The sequence below is a fragment of the Pseudomonas sp. Q11 genome (assembly GCF_024494355.1).
Taxonomy (GTDB): domain Bacteria; phylum Pseudomonadota; class Gammaproteobacteria; order Pseudomonadales; family Pseudomonadaceae; genus Aquipseudomonas; species Aquipseudomonas hefeiensis.
This window is the reverse complement of sequence record NZ_JAKNQY010000001.1, coordinates 395545-421374: the sequence shown is the minus strand read 5'-3', so window position 1 is coordinate 421374 and position 25830 is coordinate 395545. Positions and strand designations below refer to the sequence as shown.

Genomic DNA, 25830 nt, shown 5'->3' with positions numbered 1-25830 from the left:
CTCTCCCGCAGGGTCAGAGGGTTAGAAATCTTCAGGTTTTGCGATCGTGTGCAGGCCTGCCGCATCTTCCGGCAGCAGATACCCTTGCTCGATCGACACGCCCTTGGCGTCTTCGAATGCCTGTTGGTAGTGGCTGAAACTTCCATAGCGTCGGCGCAGCGCATCCTGCGAATAAGCCACCTTCGTGTCGTAGATCAGGCCGCAGCCGGTCTCTTGATCGGTGAGGTAGGTCGCACTCGGCACCTGGACCCACGGCGGGCGTACGCCCCCTTGCAGATTGCCGGTAGCAGGGTCGCGCGCTGCCACCTTGCCGTCGCGCACGACCCTGGGTGCCTTTGGCATCGGCTTGCCCTCGCGTACCCATTTGTCCATGCCATCGAGTAACGCCGACACCACCATTTCCACCGGCTCGTCGTACAGCGTCCGGCACTGTGGGTCATCGCCTTTGCCGATGTCGGCAGCGAGGTGCTCGGTGTGCTCGGTGCCGAGGTCGGCCAGGCGCAAATGCGGCATGCCGGTCACTTCGTAATAACGCAACTGCGGGCTGTCGGTGTCCGGCGGCAGGTCGATGCCTTCGATCACGTCGTGCATCAGTTCCGACTGGCTGTAAACGGTCACGAACGGCACGCCTTCGGGCATCTGGCGCGGCACTCGAATGACGTCGCCGCCCACTTCGCCGTAGGCCATGCGACCGGTCATGTAGCCATCGATCAGCGCGCTTGCGTCGGGCATTCGCCATTGCTGGTGCCGGCCCTGGTCGAGGTAGTCCATCCAGACTTGGGCGGTGACGGCCCAGCTGTCGACATACACGCGTTGCACGTCCAGACCTGACAACGGGCCTTGTGGCCCATTGCTCTTGAGTAATAGCGCCAGCTGCGCACCGATGCCTTGGGATTGCGGTGCGAACGGGTCCGGCGTGTCACCGCGGATGAAACGTTGCGGATCGTAGTAGGCGCCCAGCGGCGCATAGCGGGCGTAGTCGAAGCGGCGCATGAACTCGAAGTTCACGATCCGCCCGTACTGGGCGATCTGCTCGGCCTCGGCGTCCGGGGTGTCTGAAAGGAACTTGGGATCGACTGGCGGTTGGTTGATATTCAGCGTGTACCCGACATACGCGTAGCCGCGTCGCAGCAAGTAATCGCGGGTCAGAATCCAGCCGGCAGCACGCTCGCCGAACCAACTGAACGGCTCGATCACGACGGTGCCGTTGAAGCGTGCCGGGTCCGTCGGCTTGCGAATCAGGATACGGGTGGTATAAGGCGCCTCGAGCAAAGGCTTGCCCGCGGCAGTGATTGCCGGGGCAATGCCTTGCAGGTAGAACTCCTCCTCGACGTAACCGTAGCGGTCGAGGTCGCTGTGTTCGGTGCCCGCGCGCTCTGCCGATGACAGAGGCAGTTGGCCGGACGGCGGCACCGCAATGGCCGTGGGCATCCGGGGCACCTCGGCGGACGCGCTGGAGATCAACACGAGTGACAGAAAGGCGCTTTGCATCGACGGCCGCAGGATGCTGATTTTGATCAGTCGTTCCATTAGGTCACCTCCAAGTGGTTATCGATGAGGGCATCGGTTCAGTCGCGTTTGAGGCTCGTCTTGCCCTCGCTGTCGATCACGATCTGGTTGTTCTCGCAGACATATTCGTGAATGCGGTAGTCGGAGCGCTTGTAGTCGAACGTGAAGCGGTAAGGGCTGTTGAGTACCTGCGGGTCCTCGATCACTACCTGGTTCTCCAGGCGATCCGGCGCCTTCAGTCTGATGCGCTCGGTGATTTTCATTTCCTTGCTGTGCGGAACGTCGTAGAAGGCCACATCTGTGCGCACGCCTTGTGTTTGCACCACCAGCGTGTCGCCCTCCCAGCGGCCGCGCGAGTAGCCCTGGTAGCTGGGGTCCAGCGTATCCAGCGCAGGCATGGCTTCGTTGAGGATGATGCGGCGCACTTGCTGGAGATATTCGCCGAGCACCACCACTTGCTTATCGTCATGAATGAGTTGGATGGGGAAGAGCGCCGCCATCAATACCGGCATGCCTTCGGGCAGGCACATGGAGCTGGTGGTGGCCAGTGGCGTGCCGGCCTCGTTCGCGGCGGCCTGGCGCTTTTTCAACGCGACGTATTCGCTGGCATAGGGCTCCTTCAGGTCCATCGGGCCACCGGGGTGCACCGGATTGTCCGGGTCCTCTCCGAACCAGTCGTCCGGAGTCCGCTCCCACGTGCCGCTGATGTCGGGGCGTGTGCCCGCGCCGTGTTTGGCGTCCTGGGTTTTAGAGGCGGCCGCGCTGCTCACCCCGGCGACAGTCATGAGTAGCACGCCCAGGAAGAAGCTTGTCAGGTTCAAGGTTCGTGTCGGTTTCATTGAAAGCGTCTCCATCCCGTTGGTCTGTTCATTCAGGTCTCATGGCGTAGGAATGCGGTTTCTCAGCCTCCACCGGACAGCACCACGTCACCGATCTTGATCTCCACGAGCAGCCCGCCCGGATCACCGTTTTTCAGCGGCTTGAAGGTGATCTCGGCGGCATCGCCGGCCTTGATCAAGTCGGACTTCCAGCCGGTGCGGCTTAAGGCGTTGACACTGCCGGTCTCGATCTTGAATTGCTGAGGCGGGGGCCCTGGCGAATCGAAATAAATCGAGACGTGGGGGTTGCTCCAGACGAAGCGTCCGACCACGCCCTTGAGCGTGATCGTTTTGGTCTGGTCGAAAATCGCGAACGAATGGTGGGCAGAGACCACGGAGGGTAGGGCGATGCAGGCGGCAATGGTCAGCAGACCAAGCCCCTTGCGTAATAGCGGGGACGACAAAGGTGTCATGGCGAGTGCCTCGGTTTTTATACGTTCTTATGGGCCCAGCATAGGGGGATGGGAGCAGGGGCCGTAGCCCAAAACGGCAACCGCTGCCCGTCGTGGAAATGTTTATTGCAGAGAAGGGATAACGCGCACGAAGAAACGGGCATCGAGCCCCTGCAAGTGCTGATTTGGGTTACCGCTTGCGCAACCCAGGCGGAACACTCGCGCCTCGCCTCATAAATATAAAAACAGGAGAGACGTCATGCGCACCCCCCCTTACGCCCCATTGCTTTCGCTGGTCGCACTCTGTGCATTTGAGCCCCAGGCTCATGGCTACGAGCTCTACAATGAAAATGAAGGTGCCACCGTGCTGAACGCCGAGCTGTGGGCGGGATTTGGCTGGTTCGGCAGCGAAAAGAATTACATCGGCGACCCCGAAGCAGAGCCCGGCAGGATGCGATGGCAGGAAGGCTTCGCCAAGTATGGTGTAAACGGCACGACGGATAAGATCGGTGCAGGTTCGATCTACGGCGGATTCAGTCTGATCAGTACGGGATCATGGGGTGATGGGGACGCAGGATCACTCACCGCCGGGAATGAAAGGGAAACAGCCGTGGAAGACGCCTACCTGGGCTGGAAGTCGGGTGATCTGATTCCGGCGCTGGGCACGGACGGCGTTGATTTCTCCTTTGGCCGACAGGTCGTTACGGTGGACGGTTTTCTGATCACCGATGATGGGTTCGCCCCCGGAAATGCCTTCAACCCTATCGAGGGCGTAGCGGATGGCCGGTTCAATCGCGGCGGAGCCTTTTACCTGGGCCCGCGATTGGCGTTCGGGAACACCGCTGTCCTCAAGGTGGGTGGTACGCAGGGCCTTCACGGTAGCCTGATATGGTTGAAATCGGATAATCCCGGGCAGTCGAAGACCGAAGTGGCGGCCGCCACCATCGACTACACGACGCCCATTGGCTCGATCGGTTCGACGTACGTGCGTGGCCTGGATGTCGAAGAGCGATACGTTTTTGCCGATCGGGGTGAGCGCAAGGGCATGGATATCTACAGCATCCGTGGCCAGGGCAATGCTGGCATCGAGAATGCCGACTTCGCGTTCGAGGTGGCGCGCCAGGAAAAACGTTCGGGCTCGCAGCGGGCGATGTTCTTTGATGCGGGCTACACCTTTGCCGATGTCAAATGGCAACCGACGGTGAGCTATCGCTACGCGCGTTACTCCGAAGGGTGGGACTTCCTGTTTCAGGGCGGCTACCGCAAACGTTACCAGGGTGAGATCGGTGTGAACTACGCCGGCTCAGTCACCTCGAACATGCGTATCAGCGACGTGCTGCTCTCAGTCAACCCGACCGATAAGTTGACCCTTAACGCAATGTACTTCGACTACCATCAGCTCTCTGATCGGCAAGATCAGGATTACAGTGCGCGTGAGGTCAATCTGTTTCTGGATTGGATGGTGACGGATAACATCACGCTCTCGCCGCTCGTTGGTTTCTACAAGCCTGACAAGTGGCTCGGCAACGGAGGCAACCAGAGTGGTAGCGCATCGCTCAACACCTACTTCCAATTCATTGTTTGGGTCGCATTCTGAGCCGCTGTTTGCGACGTAAGAATAGTTAGACCAGGGGCGTCACCAACGGTGGCGCATCCCTGCATTCACCGAGCCGTGATTCAGTCACAGCATGCGCCGCAAGACGTCGTTTCGAGGGTCCCGGTCGAGGAAGCGGTGCTTGAGGGCGCCCACGACATGCAACAGGATCAGCCCGAGCAGGGTATAGGCCAGCACTTTGTGCAGCCATTGGAACACGACGAACAAATCGTCATTCTTCGCCAGCAGCTCCGGGAGGTTCACGCCAAAAAAGAACACGCCGTCGCTCATGGTGTAGCTGCTCGACATCGAATAGCCCATCAACGGTACGGCCACGATCAGTACGTACATGGAACGTTGCACAAAACGCGACAGGAATCGCTCATGCCCGGCCAGTGTTTGCGGTGGTTGCGGAAGCGTGGGGGTACGCCAACGCAGGGCGATCTGGACCAGCACCAACAGGAATGCCAGCACCCCGAAGGATTTGTGCCATGGGTAATAGAGCTCATACTTGCTCGCCACTTCATCATCAAGCCCGGTCATATGCCAGCCGGCCCAGAGCAGGCCGGCTATGACGATGGCACGCACCCAGTGCAGCATGCGCAGGGAGGTCGGATACCGATCAATTGTCGCTTGTTTTAGGGTGTTCATCGCAGTCTCTTCATTGATCATCAAGGCATCGAAAATGCACGATTCATACCCCCTCGGGACCCAAGGCCCTGAGAGGGTAGGTGCAGTGAGTTTTCTCAGGTGGGCAGTAGCACGGTGATGACTTTCTCCTCGGTGTAGGCCAGCGCACCGGCAAGCCCACCTTCACGACCAATGCCGCTGGCCTTGACGCCGCCCCATGGCAGGTTGGCGTCCAGCGGGCTCCAGCAGTTGACGCCGATGGCGCCGGCCTTTACCGCAGCGGCCACGCGGTGCGCACGTACCAGATCGGTCGTCCAGACTGTGGCCGCCAGGCCGTAGGCGCTATCGTTGGCCAGTGCCACAGCCTCTTCTTCGCTGTCGAACGTGATGACCGTGCCGACGGGGCCGAAAATTTCGTCCTGGGCAATCGTCATGTCATTGCGGGCGTTGGCGAAGATCGTCGGTCGCACGAACCAGCCTTGCTCCGGGGTGGATACACCGCCGGCCAACAAAGAGGCGCCTTGGTCGATACCCATCTGGATGTAACGGTTGACGCGATCGAACTGCGCTTTCTTGGCTACCGGCCCCATCTGTACGCCAGGCTCGCGAGGGTCGCCTACCTTGACCGCGCGCGCGGCCTCGGCAAGCGCCGCGGCGAAGCGCTCGGCCAGGCTGCGGTGTACCAGGATGCGCGAGCCGGCGGCACAGATCTGCCCCTGGTTGACGAACAGGCCCAGCGTGCAGCCAAACAGCGCGTCATCGAAGGGCGCATCGTCGAACACAATCTGTGGGCTCTTGCCGCCCAGTTCCAGCGCCACACGCTTGAACAGGACTCCGGCGGTACGCTGGATCTCGCGCCCGGCCTCGGGGCTGCCGGTGAAGCTGATCTTGGCGACGTGCGGGTGTTCGCACAGGGCTCGACCCACCTGCGCACCGTAACCGGTGACCACGTTGATCACGCCGTCGGGAAATCCCGCTTCTTGAGCCAGTGCTGCCAGATGCAGGGCCGATTGCGGGGTTTCTTCCGAGGGTTTGATGACCACGGTGCAGCCTGCCGCCAGCAATGCGGCGAGCTTCCACACGGTGATCATCAGCGGTGAGTTCCACGGCACGATGGCACCGACCACACCTACCGGCTCACGTACGGTGTACGAGAGGGTTTTGCTGCCGAAGTAGCCGCCGGTGGGAATGGTGCGCCCTTCAAGCTGGTTGGCCCAGCCGGCGGCGGCGCGCAGGTTGGCGATTGCGTTGGGCAGGTCCATCCGGCGTGGTTCGAGCGGTGAGCGACCGATGGCGTTGGCGTCCATATCGGCCAGCAATTCGCTGTCGCGCTCCACCAGGTCAGCCAGTTTCGACAACAGGCGACCGCGCTGGGCGCCGTCCAGGCGGCTCCAGGCGCCCCCCTCAAGTTGGGCGCGCGCCGCTGCCACGGCGCGGTCCACATCCTCGGCGGTACCGCTTGCGCAGCTGCCGTTGACCTGTTCGGTCACGGGGTTGATAAGAGGAATACGACCTCCGTCGCTGGCTTCGAAGGGCGCACCCTGGATGAAGTGTTTCAGGTACTGAGTCATGTAGGTGTCCATGCGTGATGGGGAATGGTCGGAGGTGACACACCTCATGCCTTGAGGGAGGCCAGGGCGTCGCCGAAGATGTCCAGGGCCTTGAAGAACAGTGAGCGCGGGATCGTCAGCGAGGGCATCACGCGCATCACGTTGCTGTAGCGTCCGCACGGGATCATCAGCACACCGTGGTTCATCAGGTAGCCCATGAGCTGACCGATCTTGGCGCCTTCCAGCGGTGTCTTGGTGATGGGGTCTTCGACGAGTTCGATACCGATCATCAGACCGCGGCCGCGGACTTCGCCAACGAATGGGCTGTTGAAGCCACGGATACGTTCCTGCGCCTCCAGTCCCAGGGTGTGGGCACGCTCGAGCAGACCGAGCTCCGGGTCCTGCAGTATGCTGATATTGGTCAGCGCCACGGCCGCGGACAACGAGTTGGCGGCGAAGGTGTTGGGCATTGAGCCGTCGGGAATCAAGGCCGCGAGGTCCGAGCGCATGATCAGCCCTGCCATTGGCAGGTCGCTGCCGATGCCCTTGCCGAAGGTCAGCATGTCGGGTTTCACGCCGGAATGTTCGACTGCCCACATCTTGCCGGTACGCCCGGCGCCGGACTGTACTTCATCCACGATCAGCAGCGCGCCGGCGCGATCACAGGCCTTGCGCAACAGTTGCAGGAACTCTGGCGAGGGCGGCACGTAGCCGCCTTCGCCCTGTACCGGTTCCACGATCACGGCCGCCACGTCATCGGCGGCGGTGTAGGGGCTGTTCAGCAGATAGTCCACGTAGTCGCCGGCGATCTGCTCGGCGCTTTTGTGCGTGGTGTCGAAGGGAAAGCGGTAGGCATAGGGGTAGGGCGCGTGAATCACGCCGCCCATCATCGGACCGTAGCCCTTGCGGTAGGCCGTGCCGGTAGTCAGGGCGCCGGAGGCGTTCCACACGCCGTGGTAGCCGCCGTGGAAGGCGAGGATCTGGTGGCGCCCGGTGATGCGCTTGGCGAACTTGATCGCGGCCTCCAGCGCATCGCTGCCGCTTTGCGTGAAGAAGGTGATGCAGTCGCCGCGCAGGCCGTCGGGAGCGATCTCCGAGAGCTTGGCGGCCAGTTCGGTGCGCCGGGTGCTGTTGATTTCCAGGGCATGCATCAGCACCTCGGACTGTTCGCGGATCGCTTGTACCACCTTGGGGTGGCAGCGGCCTACGCTGCTGACGCCCACGCCTGCGGACAGATCGATATAGGTGTTGCCATCCGGGTCCTTGAAAGTCGCGCCGAACGCGCGGTCCATGGCGATGGGCATGCGGCCGCCGCCACGCGCCATCGACTCGGTACGCGCCGATAACGCCAGGGCCTCGCGGGTCAGGGGGCCGGGCAGTGTGCTGGAAATAATCCGCGGGGCATCCGCGAAGTGTAGGGATTCTAGTTTGGATTCACTCATGACGAACTCTCTGGATGGCGTTTTCAGTGTGCCGATCATTCTCATGGAGCGTCCCTGGCCGTTATCCCGAATCGGCAAATAGACGAGCCGACCCCACCCGCCGGTTTCGACGAGTGGCAGATACGAGAATTAGCTATGCGCTATTTTATCTATGTGCGAATATCGCAAATAAACGCGGGCAAAAAACAATAATATCGGCCGAGGTTTTCGCGCATCATGAAAAACCACCAGATCAGCCATTTTCGCGATATCCATGTCCATGCGGCCACCATTCAGGAGTGGAACCAGGACTACAGCCAGTTAACCGCCGGCCTTGCCGAAAGTTCTTTGATGCAGCTGAGCACCGCGCGTTGCCACGTGTTCAGCGAGCAGATCAACCAGCGTGTGGTGCAGCACGGCGTGGCTCCGCGCGGCAAGATGTGCTTTGCCGTGCCGATCAACGTGCCGGGTTCGACGCGGATGCAAGGTCGCGAGGTGGACGACAGCAGCCTGTTCTTTCTGCACGGCGGCGAGGAGTTCATGTTCCATATGCCGATGGGCATGGAACTGTTGTCCATCACATTCGAACGCGAATGGTTCGAGCAGGCGCTGGAGCAAACAGCGTCGGCCAGGGAAATCAGCCGGTTGCTGCGCCAGCCGGTGATCCGGGTGTCCGCGCAGCGCTTCGCCCAGGCCCGGCGTCGATTGCTGGCGGTGCTCTCTCTGGCCGTTGTCGACGAAGCGCTCGACAGCGTGGGCGAGCAGGGGCTGGAGCAGGCGATGCTCGGTGAGTTGTTGCAACTGCTCACCGACCCGGCCTGCGACAAGCAGCAGCGCAGCCCGAGCTCCACGCGCAGCTTTATTGTCGAGAAGTGCCACCGTCTAACGACTGTCGAGATGCTCAATGTGCCCAGCGTGATCGAGTTGTGCCAGCGCCTCCAGGTGAGTCGGCGCACGGTGCAGAACAGCTTCCGCTCGGTGGCCGAGACCACCCCGCTGAACTACTTGCGTTCGGTTCGGCTCAACGGTGTGCGGCGCACGTTGATGTCTACCCCGGCCTCCCATCTCTCGATCGGCGATGCCGCCGCCCAATGGGGCTTCTACCACCTCAGCCATTTTGCCGAGGAGTACCAGGCGTTGTTCGCAGAGTTACCCTCCCAAACCGCCCGTGCCGCCATCCCTGTCTGCGCGCGTGCCTGAACAACAACCCCGCTGTACCCGGCAGCGGGGGGAGCTGTCACTTCATCAGGATCTCAAGAAAACATGAATAGCCTTCGCCGCCTGCTCCAGGTCTTCGACCTCTTTCGCCCGGAACAGCCGCTCATTGACGTGGAAATCATTTGCCGGGAGCTTGGCTACACGCCCGCCACCGCCTACCGCTATCTGCGCGAACTGGGCGATGCCGGCTTGTTGAAACGCTTGCCGCGCGGTTACGCGCTGGGCCCGCGAATCATCACGCTGGAGCATCAGATGGCGAACTACGATCCGCTGCTGGCGTGCAGTCGGGACCTGGTCGACAAACTGGTCGCCGACACCGGTCTGGATGCGTTGGTCAGCGAGTGGCATGGCGACTCAGTGGTCAATGTGCTGATCCAGCGTGGCTCCGATGCCGGCCCGGTCGGTGGTGGCAAGGGACGACCGATCGACCTTTTCCATAGCGCGACCTCCCGGGTGGTATTGGCTTATCTGCTGCCACGCCAGATACGACGCCTCTATGATGCCCATGCGGACCAGGACCAATTGCTGCATCTGGGGCTGGAATGGAAGCCGTTTACCAAGAGCCTGCTCGCCATTCGCAAACAAGGTTACTGCATCAGCGAAAGTGAGCTGTACCCGGGACGCAGTGGCGTGGCGGCGCCGATCTTCGACGAAAAGCGGCGAATCCTCGGGAGCATGACCCTGGTTGGGCGCAGTGAGCGGTTCCACGCGTTTCAGCGCAGCTACCTGTGTGACCTGGTGATGGGCGCGGCGGCGCAACTGACGACACGTATCGCTTTGCAATGAGGTGATAAGAGCCGGGTGGATGGCTGGCGGTATTAAAAGCCAGGCGGCTATCTCCGAATAAGCAGAAATAACCTGCGGATTGACTGACTTTTTTGGGGCGAGCTCTGCGAGTTACCGATTTGGGATAGTGGGGTGCACACGGGCGGGCATAGGATCGAAGCCCGCGTGCGACAACACGACACGCTATTGGGTGACGGTAGCGATTGACCTCACCGATCTCACAGCGACTGCCTCATACAATAAGGTCAATAACATGAGTGTATTTACCCCGGTCAACAGCTCCACGGAGCTCAAGCGTGGCGCCCTGGGTGTCGGCTTCATCATCTTCTTCGTGGTTTCGGCGGCGAGCCCCTTGAGTGTCATCGCCGGAGGCTTCCCCATAGGCATCATGCTAGGCAATGGCGCCGGCACACCGGCATTGTTGCTTCTGGCTTTGCTGGTGTTACTCGCGTTTTCAGTGGGCTACACCACCATGTCCCGACATCTCACCAACGCCGGTGGTTTCTATGCGTTCACCGCCCGAGGCCTGGGGGGGATGGCCGGAGGAGCGGCAGGGGTGCTGGCGATGTTTGCCTACAATATCCTGCAGGTCGGCCTCTATGGCATGTTCGGGGGAGTGGTCAGTGGCACCATGGCCAGCGTCTTCGGCCTGGAGTTGCCCTGGTGGTCCTACTCGTTGATGGCCATGGCCAGCATCGCGATTCTGGGTTATCGCAAGATCGATCTCTCGGCCCGGCTGCTGTCGATTGTGGTCATTGCCGAGTATCTGGCCATCCTGACCCTGGATTTCGCCATTCTGAAAACCGGTGGCGACAGCGGCATCAATCTGGACTCGTTTGATCGCAGCCATGTGTTCAGCGGCACGCCGTCAATCGGCTTGCTGTTCTGCTTTGCGGCGTTTATCGGCTTTGAGGCCACGACTATTTATGGCGAAGAGGCCAAGAACCCGCAACGTACCATTCCGATTGCCACCTACTGCTCGGTATTGCTGATTGGTGGTTTCTACGCGCTGTCGGTCTGGTCGATGGTGGTGGGCGTCGGGGCAGACAAGATCGTTGCAACGCTGCAAGCCCTGCAGGATCCCACCACGTTCATTTATGGCATGTCCGACCATTTCGTCGGCCCGTATCTGACTCAGATTATCCGGGTGCTGTTCATGGTCAGCATATATGCCGGCCTGCTGGCTTTTCATAACGCCGCGGCGCGTTACTTCTACGCCATCGGGCGTGACGGCCTGTTGCCGCGCCAGTTGGGTACTACTCATCGCGTCCACCAAAGTCCCCATATGGGGTCGGCTTTGCAGAGCCTGATTTCTGCCGTGGTCGTGCTGATTTTCGCCGCCATGGATGCCGATCCGATCCTGCAGCTATTTGCCTGGCTGTCCAACTTGGCGACGCTTTGCGTGATTCTACTGATGGCGATCACTTCGGCAGCAGTCTTCGTCTTCTTCCGGCGCCACCCTGAGCTCAAGCTGGGCGTTTGGCGTGGGCGGATTTTCCCCGGTTTTTCTTGTCTTGCCCTATTGTCGGTCCTGGTCATCGCGGTCATGCATTTCGATGTGTTGACGGGCGCCAGCAAGGCCTTGTCATACGGTCTCTGCGCGATTATTCCCGTGGCCCTGTTGGCGGGTGTATTTCTGGCGGCCCGACTTCGTAAGGCGTCACCGCAGCGGTACCTGGCATTGGGCAGCCACAAGCTCTAAGCCACCATGCAGTCCGAGCGGTAGTGGGTCAACGAACAGGCTCGCCTTCGTCAGTGAGAGTGGCGCGGCTCACCGCTGCGGGCAATCACTCTGAGGTGCAACGTGGCAGGTTCAAGGCAGCCCCCCGTGGATAGCTGGCCCACCAACTGCCGATAAAGCTCCTGCCAGGGCGTTTGCGATGGCGGGATGTTCGGCGTCCATTCGAGTCGGCGCCGGGTCATCTCGGCCTCGTCGATCAGCAGGTTCACGGTGCGTGTGTTCAGGTCCACTTTCAGGCGGTCGTTGGTTTTCAATAATGCCAAGCCGCCTCCCACCGCCGCCTCAGGGGACATGTTGAGGATTGACGGGCTCGCCGATGTGCCGCTCTGGCGCCCGTCACCGAGGCAGGGCAGGGAGTCGATGCCCTGTTTGATCAGCGCGGCCGGCGGGGCCATGTTCACCACTTCGGCACTGCCGGGGTAACCCACGGTGCCAACACCGCGGATGACCAGGATGCAGCGTTCGTCGATGTCCAGCGCCGGGTCGTCGATCCGGGCGTGGTAGTCCTCCGGTCCTTCGAACACGATGGCGCGGGCTTCGAAGCTATTCTCGGCGCCGGGTTCGGACAGGTAGGTCTTGCGGAACGCTTCACCAACAACCGACATTTTCATGATCGCGCTGTCGAAGAAATTGCCGCTGAGCACGATGAAGCCGGCACGGTGCTTGAGCGGGGTGTCGAAGGGATAAATCACATCGGCGTTACTGGTCAGGCTGCTGCGTACGATTTCGCCGATGGTTCTGCCGCTGACCGTGGCACAGTCTTCATGCAGGCGCCCGGCTTTTTGCAGCTCATGCATGACCGCTGGTACGCCCCCGGCCCGGTGGAAGCCTTCGCCCAGGTACTGGCCCGCCGGCATGCAATTGACCAGCAATGGCACCTCCTCGCCGATCCGTTGCCAGTCATCCAGGCTCAGTTCGACGCCCATGTGCCGGGCGATGGCGATCAGATGCGGGGGGCAGTTACTCGAGGCACCCAATGCCGAAGCGACGGCAATAGCGTTCTCGAACGCCTGGCGGGTCATGATCTGTGACGGGCGTACGTCTTGTAGTACCAGTTCGCAAATGCGTTTGCCGGTGGCATAGGCCATTTGCCCGCGCTCGCGATAGGGCGCTGGAATGCTCGCACAACCGGGCAACGACATGCCCAGGGCTTCGGCCAGGGCGTTCATCGACAGGGCGGTGCCCATGGTGTTGCAGTGGCCCACCGACGGCGATGCCGCAGTGGTCATTTCCATGAAGCCTTCGTAGTCGATCTCGCCGGCAGCCATCAGGTTGCGCGCATGCCAGAGCACGGTGCCGGAGCCGATCAGCTCGCCCTTGTGGTGACCGTCGAGCATCGGGCCCCCGGACAGCACAATGGCCGGCAGGTCGGTTGTGGCCGCGGCCATCAGGCAGGCCGGGGTGGTCTTGTCGCAACCGGTGGTGAGCACCACGCCGTCCAATGGATAACCGTGAAGGATCTCCACCAACCCCAGGTAGGCCAGGTTCCGGTCCAGTGCCGCAGTGGGGCGGCGCGACTGCTCGGCGATCGGGTGCACCGGGAATTCCATGGGAATGCCGCCAGCATCACGAATACCGGCCTTGACCCGTTGCGCCAGCTCCAGGTGATGACGGTTGCAGGGTGTCAGGTCGCTGCCAGTCTGGGCGATGCCGATGATCGGGCGTCCCGATTGCAGCTCTTCGCGAGTCATCCCGTAGTTCATGTAGCGTTCGACATACAGGGCGGTCATGTCTGCGTGGGCAGGATCATTGAACCATTGCTCGCTGCGCAGTCGGCGTTTTGGCGTGTCAGTCATGATTCATTTCTCTCTTGTAATTGGGCGAATCGGCAAACGGTTCTGCGTCAGCGGGCGAGCAACCCCCGGGAGGCGAGATTGTGCAGCAGAGCGCTCACGCCAAAGGTCCAGGGTGCGGCGTCAGCGCTGTGGGTCACCTGGTTATGCAGGCTGCCAAGCAACGGGCTGCTGATACTGACCCGGTCACCCAGTTTGTGGGTAAACCCGCCGCCGGCCTGATCACGGTCTTCTGTGGGGGCGAACAGGGTACCGAGAAACAGCAGAAAACCATCCGGGTATTGGTGATTGGCATTGAGTGTCTGCCTGACCAGGTCCTGCGGGTCGCGGCTGATCTGGCTCATGGAGCTCGACCCATGCAGCCGGTAACCGTCTTCACCTTGTACCTGCAGATCGACCACGCAGGCCCGCACATCATCCAGGCTGAAGTGCTCGTCGAACAGGCGAATAAACGGCCCGATGGCGCAGGACGCATTGTTGTCCTTGGCCTTGCTCAGCAGCAGCGCGCTGCGGCCTTCGAAATCCCGCAGGTTGACATCGTTACCCAACGTGGCGCCGTGGATCTGGCCACGGCTGTTCACCGCTAGCACCACTTCCGGTTCCGGGTTGTTCCATTGGGAGCCGGGATGAATGCCGATGCGGCTGCCGCTGCCGACGGCGGCGAGAACCGGTGCCTTGGTGAAAATTTCCGCATCCGGGCCGATGCCGACTTCCAGATACTGCGACCACATGCCTTGTTCGATGAGCAAGGCTTTCAGGCGCATGGCCTGCTCAGAGCCCGGCACGATCGAACGCAAGTTGTCGCCGATTACGCTTTGCACGGTGGCGCGTACGGCTCGGGCTTTCGTTGAGTCGCCGCCAGCCTGCTCCTCGATTACCCGCTCGATCATGCTGGCGGCGAAGGTCACGCCGGCGGCCTTGATGACTTGCAAATCCAGGGGGGGCAACAGCGACGGTTTGGACGGGTCGGCGTCGAGGCCGCTGTTGGCCAGCAGGGCCTGGACAGTAGCGATGAAGGTGCCGGGTGTCTGCCGCACTGCAGCCAGTGGTGATTCTGTTTCCAGCAAGTCACTCAAGGTCGCAAAACGCTCCGACAGATCAAACACCCCGTCGCTGCGCAGCACAATGGGCGAAGGCCCGGCAATCCGGCCCGGCACCCAGGCACGGCCAATCAGGGCTCCGGCCACGCCATCGACCGGCAGGGTATTTTCGGGAGTAAGCAGTAGCGACATGGAAAGGTTTCCTGATTCGTAAAGCCTTCACGCTAGGGTGGGTGGTCGATAAACTCCAATGAGATATATTCAGTATTTGATAACGTCAGGTTATTGCTGATCCGAGGAACGTCCATGTCAGATCTGTCCTTTTCCAGCTTCTGCGGCTGGCTCAAATTTCGCCACCTGATGTTGATCGATACCTTGGGGCGCACACGCAATATGCATTTGGCGGCGCAGCAGATGAACCTCAGTCAGCCGGCCATCAGCAAGATGCTCAAGGAAATAGAAAGCCTGCTTGGCTTTGCATTGTTCGAACGGCTGCCCCGCAGCATGCCACCTACGGCGCTGGGGGAGCATGTGTTGCGTTATGCGCAAATCGCCTTGAATGATGCACGTTCGTTCGTTGAGCAAATCAGCAGCCTGCGCGAGGGCGGTCACGGTTATCTCAAGGTCGGCGGGATTTTTGCCGCCACGGCGGTGGCCTTGCCCGAGGCGATCCTGCAGATCAAGCAACGATGGCCGCTGCTATCGATCGAGGTCGTTGAACAGACCAGTAACCATTTGATGGAGATGCTCGAAGAAAAAACCCTCGATCTGGCAGTGGCCCGCTTTACCGATCAAAGCCAGCAGCAGCGCTATGACTTCCAGGCGCTGGCGCCGGAGCCGTTCTGCATCGTGGTTAACAACCGGCATCCGCTGGCAAACGCGGGGCCCACGTCCTTGCAGCAACTGGTGGACTTGCCCTGGATTCTCTACCCGATAGGCACACCGATTCGCGCACGCATGGAACTGGCCTTTGCCGAGGCCGGGGTAGGCATGCCGCGTAACACCATCGACACCATCTCCATGCAGACTTTCCTCCAGGTTCTACAGCGCGGACCCATGATCGGCATGCTGCCCAATGCCATGGTCAACCCGCTGCTTGAAAGCGGCCAGTTGATAACCCTCGATACGCCCTTGCACCTGGTGCCGCAGGATTACGGCATCCTCACGCGCAAGGGCGAGCAACTGGTGGGGGCGGCGCTGGAGTTCGCCGAAATCCTCAAGGAAAACGCGCGCCTGGCCGCACCATCGTCCACTCAAGAAAGTAGGTGAATCTGTAGGAGCAAGGCTTGCCCGCGATGAAGACGACGCGGTCAGCGCAAATACGAGGCGCCTGCATCGCGGGCAAGCCTTGCTCCCACAGATAAATCCCCTCGGCACAAGTTGAGCACTTGTCGGTGTCACTCCGATAACTGACCGTTATCGCTTAATCCAAAAATGCCATTGGGAAAGAATCAGATCCCGCCAGTAGAGTGACTGACTCAATAAAAACAATCAGGCATGCCCACATGCCCAGGGGTGACCTCATGCAAACCGTATCCGAGCATTTACCCGCGCAGTCGCAAGCCAGCGGACTCGATTTTGAGGACCGGACCTACCGCAAGGTTATCTGGCGCATCCTGCCTGTCCTGCTGTTGTGTTACATGGCAGCCTACCTTGATCGGGTGAACATCGGTTTTGCCAAGCTCGATATGCTCAACGAGCTGCAATTCAGCAACACTGTGTATGCCTTGGGCGCCAGTATGTTCTTCTGGGGCTACTTCCTCTTCGAGGTCCCCAGCAACCTGTTGCTGCATCGCTTTGGCGCACGGTTCTGGATTGCCCGGATCATGCTGACCTGGGCGGTGGTCTCCATGGCCGTGGCCTACACCGTGCCGTTGGCGACTTTCTTCCACATCGAATCGAGCACGATGTTCTATGTGCTGCGTTTCCTGTTGGGGATCTGCGAAGCGGGCTTTTTCCCTGGCGTGATCCTCTACCTCAATTACTGGTTTCCGACCCACCGGCAGAGCCGGGTGATGTCCGGGTTCCTGCTGGCGTTGCCGGTCAGCCTGACCTTGGGCGGCATTCTCTCCGGCTGGCTGATGAACAGCATGCACGGGGTACAAGGCCTGTCCGGCTGGCAATGGATGCTGCTCATTGAAGGCATCCCTTCGATCATCATGGCGTTTGTGGTGATCGTCTGCCTGGCCGACAACATCGATAAAGCCAAATGGCTGAGCGTCGCGGAAAAAGCCATGCTCAAGGCCAATCTGCAAACCGACAACCAGGGTAAGGCCACACGGCTGAGCGAAGTATTTTTCAACCCGCGGGTGTGGTTGCTGGTGCTGATTCTGCTGACCTTCAATACCGGCTTCTACGGCCTGGCGTTCTGGATGCCCTCGATCATCAAGAGCACCGGTATCACCAACAGTTTGCACATCGGTTTGCTGACGGCCATCCCGTACTCGGTGGCAATCGTGGCGATGCTGCTCAACGCACGCCACTCCAACCGCACCGGTGAGCGACGCCTGCACGCGGCGATTCCGGCCTTCATTGGTGGTGTCGGCCTGATCCTCAGTGCCTTCTTCGCCGACAACCTGGTGTTGTCCGTGCTTTTCCTCAGCGTCTCCGCCTCGGGAATCCTCAGCCTGATGCCGATTTTCTGGACCTTGCCGGGCACCGTGCTGTCGGGCGTCGCCGCCGCGGCCGGCATCGGCATGATCAACGCCATCGGTAACTTGTCGGGTTTCACCGGTTCGATGATCACCGCCGTGGCGGAAACCCTCACGGGCAACATCAACAACGGCACCTATGTACTCGCCCTGTGTCTTTTGGTCAGCGGCGCACTGATCCTGGCCATCCCTGCCTCGATGCTCGGCAGGACTCCCAAGCACGCCGACACGGCAGCGCAACTGGAGACTGCATGAATCTGCAGAATAAGCGGGTGCTGGTGACGGCAGCGGGGCAGGGCATTGGCTTGGCCAGCGCCATTGCTTTCGCCCGGGCCGGCGCCGAGGTGTTCGCCACTGACATCGATATCCATGCCCTCACAGGCATTGAAGGGGTCACTGCCATCACCCTGGACGTCACGTCGACCGTTGCCATCAGCGCCGCTTGCGAGCGTATCGGTGGGCTGGACGTGCTCTTCAATTGCGCCGGTTACGTTCACAGCGGCAACATCCTGGAGTGCGACGAAGCCGCCTGGGCGCGTTCGCTGGACCTCAACGTCACGGCCATGTACCGGATGATCCGCGCATTTCTGCCAGGCATGCAGGCGCGGGGCGGCGGTTCGATCATCAACATGTCGTCGGTGGCCTCCAGCATCAAAGGCGTGCCCAACCGTTTCGCCTATGCGGCCAGCAAGGCGGCGGTAGTGGGCTTGACGAAGGCTGTGGCTATCGACTTCGTCACTCAGGGCATCCGTTGTAACGCCATATGCCCTGGAACCGTGGACTCTCCGTCACTCCGTCAGCGCATCGCCGCCCAGGCTGCGCAACAAGGGGTGGATGAGACACAGGTTTACCGGCAGTTCCTTGAGCGCCAGCCCATGGGTCGTATCGGCAGTACCGAAGAAATCGCGCAGTTGGCCGTGTACCTGGGCAGCGATGCGTCGAGCTACACCACCGGTGGTGTGCATGTGATCGATGGCGGCATGAGTATCTGAACCCGGTTTTTACTTTGAATCTGAACAGGAGAACGCCATGAAACTGTTGCGCTACGGCGAAAAAGGTTCGGAAAAACCCGGCCTGCTGGATGCCGATCAGCAGATCCGCGACCTGTCGGGCCATGTGCCGGATATCGCCGGACAGGCCCTGGGCCCGGACAGCCTGGCAGCGCTCGCTGCTCTCGATCCGTACAACCTGCCCCTTGTTGCCGGCCAGCCTCGGATCGGTGCCTGTGTCGGGCAGGTCGGCAAATTCATCTGCATTGGCCTGAACTATGCCGACCATGCGGCCGAGTCGAACATGGACGTGCCGAAAGAGCCGATTATCTTCAACAAGTGGACCAGCGCCATCTGCGGACCGAACGACGACATCCAGATCCCCCGTGGCTCACTCAAGACCGACTGGGAAGTCGAGTTGGGCGTGGTCATCGGTAAGGGCGGGCGCTACATCGACGAAGCCAACGCCATGGAGCATGTCGCCGGCTACTGCGTCATCAATGATGTCTCCGAGCGCGAATGGCAACTGGAGCGCGGGGGCACCTGGGACAAGGGCAAAGGTTTCGACACCTTTGGCCCTCTTGGGCCCTGGCTGGTGACCCGGGACGAAATCGCCGACCCGCATGCACTGGACCTGTGGCTGGAGGTCGACGGGCACCGCTATCAGAACGGCAATACCCGAACGCTGATCTTCAGCGTGCCGCAATTGATTGCCTACTTGAGTCGGTGCATGAGCCTGCAACCGGGGGATGTGATCTCCACCGGCACGCCGCCTGGTGTCGGCCTGGGCATCAAGCCCCACCCGGTGTTCCTGCGTCCGGGCCAGACCATGCGCCTGGGGATCGAGGGCTTGGGCGAACAGCGTCAGGTCACGGTGCAGGCGGACTGAGATGGCTGGGCTCGCTGCCGTCTTCGCGAGCAGGCTCGCTCCCACAGTTGATCTTCGACAGGCACAAAACTCATGTGCCCCTCAAACTCCTGTGGGAGCGGGCTTGCTCGCGAAGGCGGCGTCACCGTCAATGAAGATGCTGAATGTGCTGGCCTCTTCGCGAGCAAGCCCGCTCCCACAGAAGGACTTCGGATGCACGCGGATAGGGTGTCTGCTGAAGATCAACTGTGGGAGCGAGCCTGCTCGCGATGGCGTTGCTCCGGCCTAGCCTCACTTGGGATCAACACGCCTGGCACGCTTCATCACCACCACAAAAAACACCGGCACGAACACCACCGCCAGCGTGGCTGTGATCATCCCGCCGATCACCCCGGTGCCGATGGCCTGCTGGCTCGCCGAGCTGGCACCGCTGGCAATCGCCAACGGCACCACCCCAAGGATGAACGCCAGCGAGGTCATGATGATCGGCCGCAGGCGCAGGCGTGCGGCCTGGAGCGTGGCGTCGATCAGGTCGTGGCCCTCGTCGTACAGGCTCTTGGCGAACTCGATGATCAGGATCGCGTTTTTCGCCGACAGGCCGATGATGGTGATCAGCCCGATCTTGAAGAACACATCGTTGGGCATGCCGCGCAATGACACGGCCAGTACCGCACCGAGCACACCCAGCGGCACCACCAGCAGCACCGAGGTCGGGATCGACCAGCTCTCGTACAGCGCCGCCAGGCACAAGAACACCACCAGCAGCGACAGGCCCAACAGGATGGGTGCCTGGCTGCCGGACAGGCGTTCCTGCAAGGACAACCCGGTCCATTCCTGGCCCAGGCCCGTCGGCCCTTGGGCCACCAGCCGTTCGATTTCGGCCATGGCTTGCCCGGTGCTGTAGCCCGGTGCCGGTTCGCCGGAAATGCTCACCGCCGGATAACCGTTATAGCGGGTCAATTGCGCCGGCCCCTGGGTCCAGCGGGCCTGGACGAACGCCGACAACGGGACCATTTTCCCGCTGTTGTTGCGCACGTGGATCTTCAGCAAATCCTCGACCTGGCTGCGCTGGTCGCCTTCGGCCTGGACCACCACCCGTTGCATGCGGCCCTGGTTGGGGAAGTCGTTGATGTAGGCCGAACCCACCGCCGTGGACAACACGCTACCGACATCTGCAAAGGAAATGCCCAGGGCATTGGCCTGCTTGCGGTCGACCTCCAATTGCACCTGCGGTGCCTCCGCCAGGGCGCTTTCGCGCACATTCATCAGCATCGGGCTTTTTTCGGCGGCGGCGAGCAATTCGCTGCGGGCCTGCATCAAGGTGGCATGGCCGAGGCCTCCCCGGTCCTGCAAACGGAACTCGAAACCGCTGGAAGTGCCCAGGCCATCCACGGGCGGTGGCAGCACCGAGAACGCCATGGCGTCCTTGATTTGACCCAGCGCCAGGTTGGCACGGTCGGCAATCGACGCTGCCGAATCCTCGGCACCGCGTTGCGACCAGTCCTTGAGGGTGGTGAAGGCCAGCGCCGCGTTCTGGCCACTGCCGGAAAAGCTGAAACCGAGGATGACCGTGCTGTCGCTGACCCCCGGCTCGCCGGCGTTGTGGGCTTCGATCTGCTCCACCACCTGCACCGTACGGTGTTTGCTGGCACCCGGCGGTAGCTGGATGTCGGTGATGGTGTAGCCCTGGTCTTCCACCGGCAGGAACGAGGAGGGCAGGCGACTGAACAGCAGGCCCATGCCCACCAGCAGCACGCCATAGATCAGCAGATAACGACCGCTACGTTTCAGCGCATAGGCCACCCAGCCTTGATAGCGGTCGCCGAACCGGTCGAAGCCACGGTTGAACCAGCCGAAGAAACCGCTTTTGGCGTGGTGATCACCTTTGGCGACCGGCTTGAGCAAAGTCGCGCAAAGCGCCGGGGTCAAGGTCAAGGCGAGAAAGGCTGAGAACAGGATCGACGTCGCCATCGACAGCGAGAACTGCTGGTAAATCACCCCCACCGAGCCCTGCATGAACGCCATCGGAATGAACACCGCCACCAGCACCAGGGTAATGCCGATGATCGCGCCGGTGATCTGCCCCATGGCCTTGCGTGTGGCCTCCTTGGGCGACAAGCCTTCCTGGGCCATGATCCGCTCGACGTTTTCCACCACGACGATGGCATCGTCCACCAGGATGCCGATGGCCAGCACCATGCCGAACATGGTCAGCACGTTGATCGAGAACCCCAGCGCGAGCATCGTCGCGAAGGTGCCCATCAGCGCCACCGGCACCACCAGGGTCGGGATCAGGGTGTAGCGGATGTTCTGCAGGAACAGGAACATCACCGCGAACACCAGCAACATCGCCTCGCCGAGGGTGTAGATCACCTTGGTGATCGAGACTTTGACGAACGGTGAGGTGTCGTAGGGAATCTTGTATTCCACGCCGGCCGGGAAATAGCGCGACAGCTCGTCCATTTTGTTACGCACCAGGGTCGCGGTGTTCAAGGCATTGGCGCCCGGCGACAGTTGCACGGCCACGGCGGTGGACGGCTTGCCGTTCAGGCGTGTGGAGAACTGGTATTCCTGACTGCCGATTTCCACCCGTGCCACGTCGGCGATGCGCACCGTCGAGCCGTCGGGGTTGGCCTTGAGCACAATGTCGGCAAACTCTTGCGGCGTGTTGAGCTGGCCTTTGACGACGATGGTCGCAGTGATTTCCTGGGTTCTGCGGCTCGGCAAATCCCCCAGGCTGCCCGCTGACACCTGGGCGTTCTGCGCCACGATGGCGGCATTGACGTCGGCCGGGGTCAGGTTGAAGCCGACGAGTTTCTGCGGGTCGATCCAGATCCGCATGGCTCGCTCGGCCCCGTACAGCTGGGCCTTGCCGACACCGTCCAGGCGCTTGATCTCGTTCATCACGTTGCGCGCGAGGTAATCGCTGAGGGCCACGTCGTCGAGCTTGCCGTCGCTGGAGGTGAGGGTGATCAGCAGCAGGAAGCCGGCGGAGACTTTGTCCACTTGCAAGCCCTGCTGCGTGACCGCTTGCGGCAGGCGCGACTCCACCGCCTTGAGGCGGTTCTGCACGTCGACCTGGGCCAGTTCCGGGTTGGTACCGGGTTGGAAGGTCGCGGTGATGGTGGCGCTGCCCAGGCTGCTTTGGGATTCGAAATACAGCAGGTTGTCGGCGCCGTTGAGTTCTTCCTCGATCAGGCTGACCACGCTTTCGTCCACGGTTTGCGCCGAAGCACCCGGGTAGACGGTGTAGATCTCGATTTGTGGCGGGGCCACGACCGGGTACTGCGCCACCGGCAACTGTGGGATGGCCAGGATACCGGCCAACAGGATGAACAAGGCGACGACCCAGGCGAACACCGGGCGGTCGATGAAGAATTGCGGCATGGCTTAGTGTCCTGCCTGTGGCCCGCGAACCTGGGCGAGGGGAAGTGGGGAATCGTCGACCTGGACGTGCTCGCCGGGACGGGCGTGTTGCAGGCCTTCGATGACAATGCGGTCGCCGGGTTTCAAACCCTGCGTGACGACCCAGCGATCGTTTTGCGCGACGCCCAGCTGCACCGGTTGCTGGCTGACTTTCTGCTCGGCGTCCAGCAGCAACACCTGGGCGACCCCGGCGCTGTCGCGCAGGATCGCCCGTTGCGGCACGGTGATGCCTTGGTTGTTGACCGCCTGTTCCAGGCGCACGCGGATGAAACTGCCCGGCAGCAGGTCCAGGTCGGGGTTGGGGAATTCGCTGCGCAGGGTGATCTGGCCGGTGCTCGGGTCGACGCTGAGGTCGGTGAACAGCAACTTGCCGGGCAGCGGGTAAGGGCTGCCGTCGTCCTGGATCAAGGTGGCCTTGGCCTGGCCCTGGCCAACCGCTTGCAAAAGCCCTGCGCGAAAGGCGCGGCGCAGGTCGTTGAGTTCGCGGGTCGATTGCGTGAGGTCGGCGTGGATCGGGTCCAGTTGCTGGATCAACGCCAACGGCGTGCTTTCGTTCTGCCCGACCAAGGCGCCTTCCGTCACCAGGGCGCGACCGATGCGCCCGGAGATCGGCGCAGTCACCGTGGCATACCCAAGGTTCAGCTTCGCCCGTTCCACAGCCGCCTTGCTGGCAGCGACGTCAGCGGCCGTCTGGCGCACGCTGGCACGGGCGTTGTCGTAGTCCTGGCCACTGATCGCCTTGTCATCGATCAACTGGGCGTAACGCTGGGCTTGCAAGCGGGCCTGGAACGCATTGGCCTCGGCCTTGCGCAATGCCGCCTCGGCACTGTCCAGGTCGGCCTTGAACGGCGCCGGATCGATGCGAAACAGCACCTCGCCCTGTTTGACGTCGCGGCCTTCACGAAACACCCGCTGCAAGACTACGCCGGCCACCCGCGCGCGGACTTCGGCGACCCGTGGCGCGACGATCCGGCCGCTCAGCTCGTTGCTGATCGACAGGGGCCGGGCCTGGACGGTTTCGACACGCACACTGGGCAGCGGGGCGGAGGCTTGCGGGGGCGAGGCGCTATCACAGCCACTGAGCAGCAGTGCCCCGACCAACAGGCCGAGTGTGACGAAAGGAATCTTGGACATGGTGCTTCCCCACTATTGAGCCGCCCATGGTAGGGATCGAGGCCAATGACAGGGGTGAAGCTTTGTAGGCGCTCTGTGAAATTGTGTAACCACACAGGCCACTAAGTACGAAAGTGCCCCACCAGTTGCTGTTGATGATTGGCCATGGCATGCAACGAGTGGCTGGCCTGCGAGGCTTCCTCCATCCGGCTGCTCAAGGTCTCGCTGATCCCGCGAATGTCACTGACGCGATGGCTGATGTCTTCCACGACAGCGCTTTGCTCCAGGGCTGCGCTGGCGATCTGCTGGTTCATGTGTTCGATCACTTCCACGGCGTCGGTGATGCGCTGCAGCGCCACATGGGTCTTTTCGACTTGAGCGACGCTGTCCCTGGCCTGTTCTCGGCTCAGTTGGGTGCTGTGCACGACCTCCTGGCTCAATTGTTGTAGCGCTTCGATCACCGTGCGTATCTGCTCGACCGAGTTCTGGGTGTTGCTGGCCAAATGGCGAACTTCGTCGGCCACCACGGCGAAGCCGCGTCCCTGTTCACCCGCCCTGGCCGCTTCGATGGCGGCATTCAAGGCCAGCAGGTTGGTCTGTTGGGCAATGGCACAGATCACATCCAGCACCTGGCCGATGTGTTGGCTGTTGCCGGCCAGCGCCTGCACTTGTTCGAGGGTGGTTTCCAGGCGTCGGTCGAGGCTGTCGATGCTGTTGACCGCGTTGGCGAACAATTCGCGCCCCGATCGGCTTGCGTTTTCGGCGACGGTGGCGGCATCAGCCGCCTGGTGGGAATGACGGGCCACTTCCTGGGCGCTGGTGCTCATTTCATGCAGGGCGGTCGCTGCCAGTTCGACTTCCCGGTACTGCGTATGCATCCCCGCGCTGACTTCCCCGGCCACCTGCGCCGACGTATCGGCGGTGTTGCGGGTGTCCAGGGAGGCTTGCTGGATATCGCGGATGATGGGTTGCAACTTATCGAGAAAACGATTGAACCCCCGCGCCAGATGGCCCAATTCATCGTGACGGTCGTTGGGCAGGCGTTGGGTGAGATCGCCGTCGCCGTCGACAATCGCATCGAGCATGTGCGCCACCCGCAGCAGCGGCCGGGTCACGCCGTAAGCGGTGAGCCAGATGAGCAACAGCCCCAGGCCGGCCGCCAGCAAGCCCAGGCTGAGGTTGAACCAGTTGGCCTGGCGATGCTTGTCGTCCAACTGGGCCTGCATGTGCAGGGCTGGCGCTTGCACGAGCGCTTCAGGCACGCGTATCTGCAATTGCCAGGGGGTGTTGGCGGGGACGGTTTGCACGGCTTGCCGAACGTCGACCGAGGTGCCGTCAACCGTGCCGCTATGGCCGGCAACTTGCCCTGACGGGGAAAGAATGCTGATCTCGCTATGGCCGGGATACAGGTCGTTGGCAAGGCTGGCGGCGAGTTGCTGGAGGGTATCGAGGCTGATGTCCATGCCCACCACGCCGATGACGTTGCCCTGGTCCAGCAACGGTATGGAGATGCTGCTCATCAACGTCTTCTGGCCTTCGACCTCGATCGCGTAGGGCTCCGTCACGCAGGTGCGCCCCTGTGTCTGCGGGCAGACGTACCAGGCGTTGGCCGGCTCGCTGCCCGGTGGTGCGGTGTTGGCGCTGATCTGGGCTTCGCTGAGCACCTCTTGCACCAAATGGCCGGGTTGGCTTTGCGACCAGTACAGGGCAAAGCGACCTTTTTCATTGCCGGCCAGATCGCGTTGACCAGTGAAACCGGCATCTTCACCGACCAGCGCGTCGGGAAGCAGCACCACGTAGAAACCGAGGACTTTTTCGCGGTTCTGAAGGGCTTGGCGGGTCGCGGCGATCAAGTCCCGGCGCAGTTGCCCTGGCGTCAGTCGCCCGTTCCACGCCTGGGCGCGCAGTTGCAGGACCTGTTTGGCAAAACCTTCCCCATAGATCGCTGTTTCGCTGAAAAAGCGTTCCACCCGCTGACCGTGTGCCAGGCCCTGTGCCTGCAAACCTTTCAGGGCCGAGTGCCCGAGCAGTTGACTGCTTTGCTGCTTGAGCAGCGTGGCGCCTTGCTGGTTCTGGTACAGGGAGGCACCGGTCAAAGCCCCGACGACGGCCAGCAGGCACAGTCCACTCAGGAGCGTGATCCGCCATTGGATAGAGAGACGAGCGAAGAACATGCTGAAGTTTTCCTGCGCGTGGGGGCTTTTATTGTTTTGGGCCCAGCACTGTCTGAG

General features: G+C 61.6%; 18 protein-coding genes and 2 pseudogenes. 8 read left to right on the top strand and 12 right to left on the bottom strand.

The genetic code is table 11. From position 1 onward, the window contains the following. Positions 1 to 21: 21 nt before the first annotated feature. From MA884_RS01805 to MA884_RS01795, 3 genes are all read right to left on the bottom strand, one after another. Positions 22 to 1530, bottom strand: a complete 1509-nt coding sequence (locus tag MA884_RS01805; RefSeq protein ID WP_256228703.1) for an alpha/beta hydrolase domain-containing protein — start codon at positions 1528 to 1530, stop codon at positions 22 to 24. 38 nt (positions 1531 to 1568) lie between these two features. Further along, positions 1569 to 2348 carry a hypothetical protein gene (locus MA884_RS01800; protein WP_256228702.1) on the bottom strand — a complete coding sequence of 260 codons (780 nt, stop codon included), beginning with the start codon at positions 2346 to 2348 and terminating at the stop codon, positions 1569 to 1571. 62 nt (positions 2349 to 2410) lie between these two features. Beyond that, entirely contained in the window at positions 2411 to 2800 is a 390-nt protein-coding gene (locus MA884_RS01795; protein WP_139049772.1) for a DUF6152 family protein, read from the bottom strand. A 238-nt stretch (positions 2801 to 3038) separates the two neighbouring features. Between MA884_RS01795 and MA884_RS01790 the strand changes: the two genes are divergently transcribed. Then, a complete protein-coding gene (locus MA884_RS01790; RefSeq protein ID WP_256228701.1) occupies positions 3039 to 4376 on the top strand; it encodes an alginate export family protein in 1338 nt (445 codons plus the stop codon). An 84-nt stretch (positions 4377 to 4460) separates the two neighbouring features. Here MA884_RS01790 and MA884_RS01785 read toward each other — a convergent pair whose 3' ends face one another. From MA884_RS01785 to MA884_RS01775, 3 genes are all read right to left on the bottom strand, one after another. Continuing rightward, complete coding sequence (locus tag MA884_RS01785) at positions 4461 to 5024, bottom strand: cytochrome b (RefSeq protein WP_256228700.1); 564 nt, start codon at positions 5022 to 5024, stop codon at positions 4461 to 4463. Positions 5025 to 5119: 95 nt separating this feature from the next. After that, positions 5120 to 6574: an aldehyde dehydrogenase gene (locus tag MA884_RS01780; RefSeq protein ID WP_256228699.1), complete on the bottom strand. Its 1455-nt coding sequence runs from the start codon at positions 6572 to 6574 to the stop codon at positions 5120 to 5122. Between the two features lie 44 nt (positions 6575 to 6618). Further along, positions 6619 to 7995, bottom strand: a complete 1377-nt coding sequence (locus tag MA884_RS01775; RefSeq protein ID WP_139049776.1) for an aspartate aminotransferase family protein — start codon at positions 7993 to 7995, stop codon at positions 6619 to 6621. A 216-nt stretch (positions 7996 to 8211) separates the two neighbouring features. On the opposite strand from MA884_RS01775, the gene MA884_RS01770 reads away from it, so the two are divergent. The 3 genes from MA884_RS01770 to MA884_RS01760 all read left to right on the top strand — a co-directional run bounded on the left by MA884_RS01770 (position 8212) and on the right by MA884_RS01760 (position 11680). Next, complete coding sequence (locus MA884_RS01770) at positions 8212 to 9174, top strand: helix-turn-helix domain-containing protein (RefSeq protein WP_256228698.1); 963 nt, start codon at positions 8212 to 8214, stop codon at positions 9172 to 9174. 63 nt (positions 9175 to 9237) lie between these two features. Then, a complete protein-coding gene (locus tag MA884_RS01765; RefSeq protein WP_256228696.1) occupies positions 9238 to 9978 on the top strand; it encodes an IclR family transcriptional regulator in 741 nt (246 codons plus the stop codon). Positions 9979 to 10231: 253 nt separating this feature from the next. Then, entirely contained in the window at positions 10232 to 11680 is a 1449-nt protein-coding gene (locus tag MA884_RS01760; protein ID WP_256228695.1) for an APC family permease, read from the top strand. A gap of 50 nt (positions 11681 to 11730) precedes the next feature. Here MA884_RS01760 and MA884_RS01755 read toward each other — a convergent pair whose 3' ends face one another. Further along, positions 11731 to 13515 (bottom strand): IlvD/Edd family dehydratase, encoded by a 1785-nt coding sequence (locus MA884_RS01755; protein WP_256228694.1) that lies wholly within the window; start codon positions 13513 to 13515, stop codon positions 11731 to 11733. 47 nt (positions 13516 to 13562) lie between these two features. Next, positions 13563 to 14744, bottom strand: a complete 1182-nt coding sequence (locus MA884_RS01750; RefSeq protein ID WP_256228693.1) for a fumarylacetoacetate hydrolase family protein — start codon at positions 14742 to 14744, stop codon at positions 13563 to 13565. A gap of 114 nt (positions 14745 to 14858) precedes the next feature. On the opposite strand from MA884_RS01750, the gene MA884_RS01745 reads away from it, so the two are divergent. From MA884_RS01745 to MA884_RS01730, 4 genes are all read left to right on the top strand, one after another. Beyond that, positions 14859 to 15821, top strand: coding sequence for a LysR family transcriptional regulator (locus MA884_RS01745; protein WP_256228692.1), 963 nt, complete (start codon positions 14859 to 14861; stop codon positions 15819 to 15821). A gap of 254 nt (positions 15822 to 16075) precedes the next feature. Next, a complete protein-coding gene (locus tag MA884_RS01740; RefSeq protein ID WP_256228691.1) occupies positions 16076 to 17458 on the top strand; it encodes an MFS transporter in 1383 nt (460 codons plus the stop codon). Further along, a complete protein-coding gene (locus tag MA884_RS01735; protein WP_256228690.1) occupies positions 17455 to 18195 on the top strand; it encodes an SDR family oxidoreductase in 741 nt (246 codons plus the stop codon). Before MA884_RS01740 ends, MA884_RS01735 begins: the two co-directional genes overlap by 4 nt. Positions 18196 to 18232: 37 nt before the next feature. Further along, positions 18233 to 19081, top strand: coding sequence for an ureidoglycolate lyase (locus MA884_RS01730; RefSeq protein WP_256228689.1), 849 nt, complete (start codon positions 18233 to 18235; stop codon positions 19079 to 19081). Between the two features lie 270 nt (positions 19082 to 19351). Here MA884_RS01730 and MA884_RS01725 read toward each other — a convergent pair whose 3' ends face one another. The 4 genes and pseudogenes from MA884_RS01725 to MA884_RS27925 all read right to left on the bottom strand — a co-directional run. Then, a complete protein-coding gene (locus tag MA884_RS01725; protein ID WP_256228687.1) occupies positions 19352 to 22447 on the bottom strand; it encodes an efflux RND transporter permease subunit in 3096 nt (1031 codons plus the stop codon). 3 nt (positions 22448 to 22450) lie between these two features. Next, positions 22451 to 23620 carry an efflux RND transporter periplasmic adaptor subunit gene (locus tag MA884_RS01720; RefSeq protein WP_256228686.1) on the bottom strand — a complete coding sequence of 390 codons (1170 nt, stop codon included), beginning with the start codon at positions 23618 to 23620 and terminating at the stop codon, positions 22451 to 22453. 101 nt (positions 23621 to 23721) lie between these two features. Next, positions 23722 to 24318 (bottom strand): annotated as a pseudogene (locus tag MA884_RS27930) (methyl-accepting chemotaxis protein); the annotation flags it as partial. Between the two features lie 261 nt (positions 24319 to 24579). Further along, positions 24580 to 25773: pseudogene (locus tag MA884_RS27925) on the bottom strand (HAMP domain-containing protein); the annotation flags it as partial. Between the last annotated feature and the right edge of the window lie 57 nt (positions 25774 to 25830).

Bases quoted from the DNA above. Each gene is read 5' to 3' on its own strand.
- MA884_RS01805 (WP_256228703.1), bottom strand. From the start codon at position 1,530: ATGGAACGACTGATCAAAATCAGCATCCTGCGGCCGTCGATGCAAAGC.
- MA884_RS01800 (WP_256228702.1), bottom strand. From the start codon at position 2,348: ATGAAACCGACACGAACCTTGAACCTGACAAGCTTCTTCCTGGGCGTG.
- MA884_RS01795 (WP_139049772.1), bottom strand. From the start codon at position 2,800: ATGACACCTTTGTCGTCCCCGCTATTACGCAAGGGGCTTGGTCTGCTG.
- MA884_RS01790 (WP_256228701.1), top strand. From the start codon at position 3,039: ATGCGCACCCCCCCTTACGCCCCATTGCTTTCGCTGGTCGCACTCTGT.
- MA884_RS01785 (WP_256228700.1), bottom strand. From the start codon at position 5,024: ATGAACACCCTAAAACAAGCGACAATTGATCGGTATCCGACCTCCCTG.
- MA884_RS01780 (WP_256228699.1), bottom strand. From the start codon at position 6,574: ATGACTCAGTACCTGAAACACTTCATCCAGGGTGCGCCCTTCGAAGCC.
- MA884_RS01775 (WP_139049776.1), bottom strand. From the start codon at position 7,995: ATGAGTGAATCCAAACTAGAATCCCTACACTTCGCGGATGCCCCGCGG.
- MA884_RS01770 (WP_256228698.1), top strand. From the start codon at position 8,212: ATGAAAAACCACCAGATCAGCCATTTTCGCGATATCCATGTCCATGCG.
- MA884_RS01765 (WP_256228696.1), top strand. From the start codon at position 9,238: ATGAATAGCCTTCGCCGCCTGCTCCAGGTCTTCGACCTCTTTCGCCCG.
- MA884_RS01760 (WP_256228695.1), top strand. From the start codon at position 10,232: ATGAGTGTATTTACCCCGGTCAACAGCTCCACGGAGCTCAAGCGTGGC.
- MA884_RS01755 (WP_256228694.1), bottom strand. From the start codon at position 13,515: ATGACTGACACGCCAAAACGCCGACTGCGCAGCGAGCAATGGTTCAAT.
- MA884_RS01750 (WP_256228693.1), bottom strand. From the start codon at position 14,744: ATGTCGCTACTGCTTACTCCCGAAAATACCCTGCCGGTCGATGGCGTG.
- MA884_RS01745 (WP_256228692.1), top strand. From the start codon at position 14,859: ATGTCAGATCTGTCCTTTTCCAGCTTCTGCGGCTGGCTCAAATTTCGC.
- MA884_RS01740 (WP_256228691.1), top strand. From the start codon at position 16,076: ATGCAAACCGTATCCGAGCATTTACCCGCGCAGTCGCAAGCCAGCGGA.
- MA884_RS01735 (WP_256228690.1), top strand. From the start codon at position 17,455: ATGAATCTGCAGAATAAGCGGGTGCTGGTGACGGCAGCGGGGCAGGGC.
- MA884_RS01730 (WP_256228689.1), top strand. From the start codon at position 18,233: ATGAAACTGTTGCGCTACGGCGAAAAAGGTTCGGAAAAACCCGGCCTG.
- MA884_RS01725 (WP_256228687.1), bottom strand. From the start codon at position 22,447: ATGCCGCAATTCTTCATCGACCGCCCGGTGTTCGCCTGGGTCGTCGCC.
- MA884_RS01720 (WP_256228686.1), bottom strand. From the start codon at position 23,620: ATGTCCAAGATTCCTTTCGTCACACTCGGCCTGTTGGTCGGGGCACTG.